This window comes from Microcystis sp. M_QC_C_20170808_M9Col, assembly GCF_007095495.1.
Lineage (GTDB): Bacteria > Cyanobacteriota > Cyanobacteriia > Cyanobacteriales > Microcystaceae > Microcystis > Microcystis aeruginosa.
Map to the genome: position 1 here is coordinate 1 of NZ_SFBZ01000029.1, position 7,554 is coordinate 7,554.

Sequence of the window (7,554 nt, forward strand, 5' to 3'; positions counted from 1 at the left end):
TGTGGGGTGTGGGGTGTGGGGTGTGGGGTGTGGGGTGTGGGGAAGTGGGGTTTTATCGATTTTCAGGTGGTCAACTACCTAATTTTCAGGGAAAAAGTACCTGAATTTTCCCCCCAATCACTCCAATGGTCGGCAATTTTTGAGAGAAAAAAAGTCTAAAAACCTTATCCAACAAGATTTTTAGATTTATTCAGCAAACCCTCACTTAGTCGTCGTCGGGAACCTACCCTAACAAAAAAACCATCTTGGGCAAGATGGTTAAACACAACGAGTATAAACCGACAAACTTGACTTTAGACTGCTTTTTCTGGCCCTGTAGCGACGGGCAGATCTGTGGTACTGTACTCTGTCCAAGAACCCTCATAAATTCGCACCTTGGGATAACCGAGCAGATGTTTGAGGACGATATACTGTAAAGTTGCTTCCCGTCCAGTACTGCAACTGACGATAATATTATCCGAGGGCTTGATGTTGCGTTGGGCAAGAATCTTCCTGATTTCGTCTAAAGATTTCAATTTATGGGTATTTTTCAGGGATTCATCGGGATTATTCGCTTCCGTAAAAGTCGGCCAGGGTATATTTTTCGCCCCCGGAATATGACCATTTCTCAGCCAGATATCCTGTTTCCCCTGAAAAAGTTCTTCCGGTCTAGGATCGATAAAAACCACATCGGGTTTGCCGATCAATTTCTCTACTTCTGCTAAAGTTACCCGAATCGAGGGATTATCACGGACAGTAAAGCTCCCGGGTTGATATTTAGGGAATTCTTTAGTTACCTTTTGTTCAGAACCCTTATAACCCTTAAAACCACCATCTAAGACCGCCACATTTCGGAAACCCGATCGCTCTAATAAATAGGCGACCATGGTTGCCCCCAAGACATCGCGACCATCGGAATATATTACCACTCGATCGCCATTAGTGATTCCTGCGGCGGCAAAGAGACTGCCAATTTTATCCTCTTGCCAATATTGAACCGGTAAAAATCCGTTTGGACCACGAAAATTATTGTCGGCTATATTCACCGCTTTCGGTAAATGACCGGTGATATATTCCAAAGGATTAATCCGCACATCGAGAATTTTTAACTTCGGATCGTTGAGATTTTGTGCTACCCACGCCGGCGATACAAAGTCTATCTTAGTCTCAGATTTAGACGTGGCCATCAGGGGCGATGACGGGGCTAAGGTAAAGGTTAAAATGCAGAGAAGAACTAAAGTGAGAAAAGCAAGGGGACGGCTTTGAAACCGTCCCAGGGATAGACCCTTCCCTTGACGCAGTTTTGGTTTCATGATTCAGTGTCAGCGACGAGTATCAAACGATAATTACTATAGGGCTTTGATTAGCTTTCTCCAAAAATTTAGGTATAACGTGATATTTTTTTGGGGCAGCAAGTCGGTCAACTAATTATTAGTTTCCTCTTGGGTGTTGATCGCCTTGGGTGTCTCTAATAACTGTTGCCACCAGAGATGAACTAGGAGAGACCAAGCGATCGCTAAAAGCCAAGCGGCAAGGATATCACTAGGAAAGTGAACACCTAAATAAAGACGAGTCCAGGCAATAACTAAGACGAAGGGAATCCCCAGTAAAACTACCCCGAAAAACCAGCGCGTTCTCCAAGATAGGATCAGTAAAGAAATGACTAACAGGGAACTAAATAAAGCATGACCGCTAGGGAAGGCAAAATCATCGGGTAAGGGATAAAATAACTGCCAAAATTGTGGGCGATTCCGATGAAAAAGAATCTTGAGATTATAACTAATTGCCCAACCTCCCGCCATAGTCACAAGGAGATAAGCGAACCCATACCAGTATTTTTTTATAGCAAAAATCAGCAGTGAAATTGTTAGTATCGGGGCCACTCCCCAATAAGTACCTAATCCCGTTAGTTTTATGGCCAAAAAATTTAGGTTTGAATTAGTGATTTGATGAATAGATAGCAGCAGTGATTTTTCCCAGGCAAATCCTTGGGGATGCCGGTCAATAGCGAGGGCTAAATCCGTAAAAGTTACGAATGTTAACAAGATGGCTAAGAAAATTAAGCTATTGTTTAAGTAGGTTTTGGGAATCACGGGGAAAAAGTGGCGATCGAGGATAACAGGGGCATTTCTAAAACCTGAAAATGCAGCAAAGCTAGGATTACTAAAGTATAAACTGTCGAGGAAAGTAATCCATTTCTTAATTCTTTTTGCCAATTGCGTTCTTCTTTCTCTCCACCGATTAATTCTTTCGTCCCGAATTGCATTAGCAGAATTCCCACAAGATTAGATAACCAATAACCAACCATGGCCGCTGGTAGAAAAAAATCGGCGTGTAAGCAAGCAATTAAACGACCGAAACCGTAGGCGATCGGCAGATTAAAAATTAGATCGTTCCACCAACACAGGGGCGATAATAAGTAACCGATCAATACCAAGGTTCCGTTTTTTATTTTGTCAAGTAGATACATCTTTTTTTTAGTTACTAACTATTAGCTTTGTTTTTTTTTGCCATCAGCTATCTAGGGTTTGCTGAAAAAGTTTGTTGGTGGGGGCAGGGTGTGGGGTGTGGGGTGTGGGGTGTAGGGTTTTACCGATTTTGAGGTAGTCAGTTACCTAATTTTCAGGGAAAAAGTCCAGGAATTTTCCCCCCGATCCCCCCAATGGCCGGCACTTTTTGAGGGTAAAAAAGTCCAAAAGTCTTATCCAACAAGGTTTTGAGATTTATTCAGCAGACCCTAAGTAAGTAGGTGTTGAAAATTGTCAGATACCCCCCTTATTAAGGGGAGCAGGGGGGATCAAAAGCAAAATCTATCTTCTATTTAATCAGAACCACTTACTTAGCTGACGGCTGACGGCTCACGACTAATTAACGCTGGATTTGGTCAAAAATCGCCCCATCAGCAAAGAATTTTTTCTGGATCTCCTCCCAACTACCGATCGCCGTAGAGGGGAACAGATTCGACACTTTTGGGTATTGTTTACTAAACTCTTTAGCCACATTAGCATTAACCGGACGGAAACCCACCTTGGCGAATTCCCGCTGTGCTTCGGGAGTAAAGAGAAATTGGGCAAAAGCTGTCGCTACTTCCCGGGTTTTGCGTTTATCAACTATTTTATCCACTACGGCCACGGGCGGATCGATGGAAACATTGACCGGAGGAATAGTATAGGAAAAACCGGTTTCTCCTTTTTGACGGGACAGAATCACCTCGTTTTCGTAGTTAAGCAGCACATCCCCCTGATCCTGTTTAAAGAAGACATCGCTGGCTTCCCGGGCATCTTTGGGTAGTACAGGCACGTTTTTATAGACATTGCGGACGAAATTGGTCGCTTGTGCTTCATTGCCGCCGGTCCGAGTTACCGCTCCCCAGAGAGCCAGAAAATTCCACCGGGCCACCCCAGAGGTTTTCGGGTTGGCAGTGATGACTTTAATCCCCGATTTGGCTAGATCTGGCCAGTTGCGGATTCCTTTGGGATTGCCCTGACGAGTAACTAAGGCTACCACGGAACGAGTGGCGATGCCGTTATTGGGGAGTTCTTTCTGCCAACCGGGGTTAACTAAACCCGCTTTTTGCAAGCGTTCCACATCGGAACCGATGGCCAAATTTACCACATCTGCATCTAATCCGTCGATAATAGCGCGGGTTTGGGAACCAGAGCCGCCATAACTCTGTTTAATCACCACATCCTGTTTTTTCTCTCTTTTCCATTTGTTGACGAATAGAGGAATAATTTTTGAGTAGGCCGATTGAGTCACCGCGTAGGAAACCAGGGTGATTTCCACGGTTTGTTGTTTAGCTTGCTGTTTATCCGCAGCTGCCAGCAGATTACTCGATGCCGATAGGGGACTAGAAGCTAGTCCGATTCCCGTTGTGACGACGGCAGCCGTAGCTAGAGAAATAAAAGGTAAGAGGGTTTTCGGTTTTTGGGATCTAGGCTCATGGATCACGATGTCATCGGCTCCTTTGTTTATTTATGGGAGATTGCTAGGTATTTTCTCTGAAATTGTATTTTATATGAAATAAGAAACAATTTCAATACATCACAGAAAAAATTATACTGTCTCAGTTGGGTTAGATGCCAATAAATCAAGCCATTAATGGCTTGATTAACTCAAAAAACTGGAAATATTCGATTTATAGGGCTTAAATGTGCCTTTAAATTCGCCTGAAGCCTCTTTATGCTTCCAGAATAGAAATTTTATCGTTTTTATGGAGAAGAAAGAAATTTTTAGCGATCACAAACCTCTCCCTAGGTGGGTTCACCGGTGAGGTTAGCGGACCTTAGCAACTATTACCCTAAAATTGAAGCGGTCTAACGACTTCAATCAATGAGCAGGGTGCGTTTCCCAAAATCCTGCATTAGGGAACGCACCCCAGGGCTGAAACAGTCCAGTAGGGTGTGTTAGCGTTAGCGTAACGCACGAATTTTGAACATTAGATAAGGTGCGTTACATTTCATTAACGCACCCTACAAGATCGGCGATCTGCTATGCAGTGCCTTCGGCATCGCACTTAGACTGACAGCTTCAATCAATGTGCAGGGTGCGTTCTCAAAAATCCTGCATTAGGGAACGCACCCTACAGCGATTGCGATCTATTCAGAAACTTGCCGCATAACGGCTAAGTTATGCCGTGCATCTCAGCGATAGGACGGCGATCGCCCTAATTTTTAAGCGTAGCCGACAATATCATGGAATGAATAACCGACCAACCCCCTTGTAATTATCAATATCTACAGCAATTTCGATCAGTCGTTCAGCGCAGCGCTCTCTATACTCAGCTTCACTCAAACGATCGAGATTTCCAATCGTCAACACTGGAAATGAGTTCTCTGTGTTCTCTTCTCGCATAACCTGCTCAAGGGAATCATCACCCTTCATATTTCAGTTAGCAGTAAGAATCATCATCTCCTGTTCTTGAGCATAGCGCCAGACTACGCGATCGCTACTTTCCATCGACAATCCAACCTCTCTAAAGGTGACAAATTGGACAGACTGAAACTCAAGCCAACCACGTTTTGCCAATATACCAAGAAAAATCAGCGCATAACCGTCGAGGTTGTAGTCAACTAAGAAAGTCATTGTTTTTGTGCGGCACGTCTGGCTCTCTGCTCCTCAAGCTTTGCCCAAAACGCTTCTTGCCCTGGTTTATGTGGCATTGCTACAATTCGAGCAAAGCGTTCACGGTTACGATCTTCCCAGTACTGGCGAATTTCTTCCCTATTCTGAAGAACCTCTTGATATTCAACCTCGACCTGAGCTTGGTTTGCCTCAATGTAGGACAAAGCTGCGTCAATTTGCGCGTCCGTGAGGTTAAATGTGTCACGAATCAGTTTAGGAGGATAATCAGCTTTTAGGAGATCGATCACATCATAGAGGGTGATGCGCGTGCCAGCGATCGTCAGTCCTCGCTCTGTACGGATAATTTTCGCTTGTTGGTTTGCCGTCCAGGTCATTCCCTTAGCTCCTTAGAATCCACTTAATGGTCAATGGTTTCACCAGACAAATATTGGTCAATTTTTTCTGACCAATCAGGTTCACCGTTCATTATAGCCCGCCCCTTACGCGACCAGATCAGTGTACTGCTAGGCAGTGCCTTCGGCATCCCACTTAGACTGACAGTTTCAATCAATGTGCATGGTGCGTTCCCAAAAATCTATTGGTGGAACAGTAGGACTTGCATTAGGGAACGCACCCTACGGCGATTGTGATCGCACTATGACAAAGGTTTAATTGTCACTAATCCCCCAGCAAAACCCTGAATATTCAACTCATAGCCATCAAGTAAACCCATACCAACTAATGGATCTGTCTCTGACTCATTGATTTCAATAGATTTGATCTGACCATCCCAGATCACAGTTGCCTCAAATACGTTAAACATACAGAGGCTTCCATCGCCCAAGATTCCCTCTTCTTGCATATACCACGTTAATCCTAGTGTTGTAATGATAGCAGAAGGCAACGTGAGAAATCCAGTGTAACCAGTGTCAATAACTGCTTTAATCGCTTGCCTCTGGTGATTTTCGCCTAGCACTACGAATTGAATAATTGCTTCTCGGCGCGAATTGACGCTCCCCATCATCATGGCGACACACTGGGGGAACGAAAGCCAAAACGATGGACGGCACGATGTCCAATGCGAATACCAAATATTTGTGCATCAGGAAAACGTATTAACAGTTGTTTAGCAGCTGTTAGGCTGTCGTCAGCCACTTCAAAAGCCCCTGTTTCGATGTCTATTGCTACAATCTTCCCATGATTCCCTTCCTCGATTTGAGAGCGTACCTGAGACTCGTAGACTTCGTGTCCACGTCGGGCAAATTCTTCTTTGCTGTAGCGGGGTTGTCGAACTGTCATTGAAGCGACCCTGTGGCAACTTTTGCCCCTCTATTTTAACCTAAACATTGGGAATCTTCGCTAACATCCCTCAACTGGGCCCACAAGAGCGGCACCGCACCTAACCTCACAGCTTCAATCAATGTGCATGGTGCGTTCTCAAAAATCCTGCATTAGGGAACGCATCCTACGGCTGAAACAGTCCAGTCAGCGTAACGCACGAATTTTGAACATTAGATAAGGTGCGTTACATTTCATTAACGCACCCTACAAGATCGGCTATCTGCTATGCAGTGCCTTCGGCATCGCACTGTCCAGTAACGCACGAATTTGTTGATTATCATTCAAGTTGTACATTTCATTAATACACTCTACGATCCAAATGTCTAATTATCGAAGACCTCATGTATTTGGAGGGACTTTCTTTATTACTCAAGTCACTTATCAGAGAGAGCCTTGGCTTTGTTGTGATGTGGCTAGAAAAGCGCTTAGGCAAGGAATCGAAAAGGTTAGGGTGAAATATCCTTTTGTGATTGATGCTTTTGTTCTATTACCTGATCATTTTCATTGTTTATGGACGTTACCAGATGATGATCAAGATTTTTCGGTAAGGTTACGATTAATCAAAACTTATGTCACAAAGCATTATGGGCAGGCATTGGGGGTTAATCGTGAAGTTTCTCGATCGCGGCAAAAACGAGGAGAAGGGAATCTTTGGCAACGCCGATTTTGGGAGCATTTAATCCGAGATGAACAAGATTTTGCAACACATTGCGATTATATTCATGACAATCCAGTGCGGCATGGTTTCTGTGAAAATCCTCAAGATTGGCAATATTCCAGTATCCATCGGTTTATCGCTCAAGGAATTTATCCCCAGGATTGGGGTAGTGGTGAACGTATAGCCAAGCCTGAAGGTTTTTGGGATGATTAAGCAATATAAATGTATCAAATGTAGTGGATTGTTTCAGCTAAAATAGGGCGATAGATTTCGGCTTAAAGTCTTAGATTATAGAATTTATAGCATTTTTCTAATACACCAAATTAGCTGAAACAGTCCAGTAGGGTGTGTTAGCGTCAGCGTAACGCACGAATTTTGAACATTAGATAAGGTGCGTTACATTTCATTAACGCACCCTACCATATCGCACTGAAACAGTCCAGTAGGGTGTGTTAGCGTGCGTTACATTTCATTAACTGAAACAGTCCAGTAGGGTGTGTTAGCGTCAGCGT

8 protein-coding genes and 1 pseudogene are annotated in these 7,554 nt (G+C 43.9%); 1 reads left to right on the plus strand and 8 read right to left on the minus strand.

The genetic code is table 11. From position 1 onward, the window contains the following. Window positions 1-293 precede the first annotated feature (293 nt). From EWV68_RS01895 to EWV68_RS01930, 8 genes and pseudogenes are all read right to left on the minus strand, one after another. The gene (locus EWV68_RS01895; protein WP_287168624.1) at window positions 294-1,292 is read right to left on the minus strand and encodes a sulfurtransferase; all 999 of its coding nucleotides are present in this window, start codon (window positions 1,290-1,292) and stop codon (window positions 294-296) included. Between the two features lie 111 nt (window positions 1,293-1,403). Next, the gene (locus tag EWV68_RS01900) at window positions 1,404-2,072 is read right to left on the minus strand and encodes a phosphatase PAP2 family protein (RefSeq protein ID WP_287168625.1); all 669 of its coding nucleotides are present in this window, start codon (window positions 2,070-2,072) and stop codon (window positions 1,404-1,406) included. Beyond that, the gene (locus EWV68_RS01905) at window positions 2,069-2,449 is read right to left on the minus strand and encodes a DUF7980 family protein (RefSeq protein ID WP_002779112.1); all 381 of its coding nucleotides are present in this window, start codon (window positions 2,447-2,449) and stop codon (window positions 2,069-2,071) included. Before EWV68_RS01905 ends, EWV68_RS01900 begins: the two co-directional genes overlap by 4 nt. 398 nt (window positions 2,450-2,847) lie before the next feature. Then, on the minus strand, window positions 2,848-3,930 hold the full coding sequence (locus EWV68_RS01910; RefSeq protein WP_287168626.1) for a sulfate ABC transporter substrate-binding protein: 1,083 nt from the start codon (window positions 3,928-3,930) through the stop codon (window positions 2,848-2,850). Between the two features lie 741 nt (window positions 3,931-4,671). Then, a pseudogene (locus EWV68_RS01915) lies at window positions 4,672-5,064 on the minus strand (DUF5615 family PIN-like protein). Beyond that, window positions 5,061-5,438: a DUF433 domain-containing protein gene (locus EWV68_RS01920; RefSeq protein WP_287168627.1), complete on the minus strand. Its 378-nt coding sequence runs from the start codon at window positions 5,436-5,438 to the stop codon at window positions 5,061-5,063. The pseudogene EWV68_RS01915 and the gene EWV68_RS01920 overlap by 4 nt, the downstream one beginning before the upstream one ends. A gap of 260 nt (window positions 5,439-5,698) precedes the next feature. Then, window positions 5,699-6,070, minus strand: coding sequence for a hypothetical protein (locus EWV68_RS01925; protein WP_002793820.1), 372 nt, complete (start codon window positions 6,068-6,070; stop codon window positions 5,699-5,701). After that, on the minus strand, window positions 6,067-6,342 hold the full coding sequence (locus EWV68_RS01930) for a hypothetical protein (RefSeq protein ID WP_002733756.1): 276 nt from the start codon (window positions 6,340-6,342) through the stop codon (window positions 6,067-6,069). The genes EWV68_RS01925 and EWV68_RS01930 overlap by 4 nt, the downstream gene beginning before the upstream one ends. 361 nt (window positions 6,343-6,703) lie before the next feature. On the opposite strand from EWV68_RS01930, the gene EWV68_RS01935 reads away from it, so the two are divergent. After that, window positions 6,704-7,255: an REP-associated tyrosine transposase gene (locus EWV68_RS01935; protein WP_002759060.1), complete on the plus strand. Its 552-nt coding sequence runs from the start codon at window positions 6,704-6,706 to the stop codon at window positions 7,253-7,255. Window positions 7,256-7,554 lie beyond the last annotated feature (299 nt).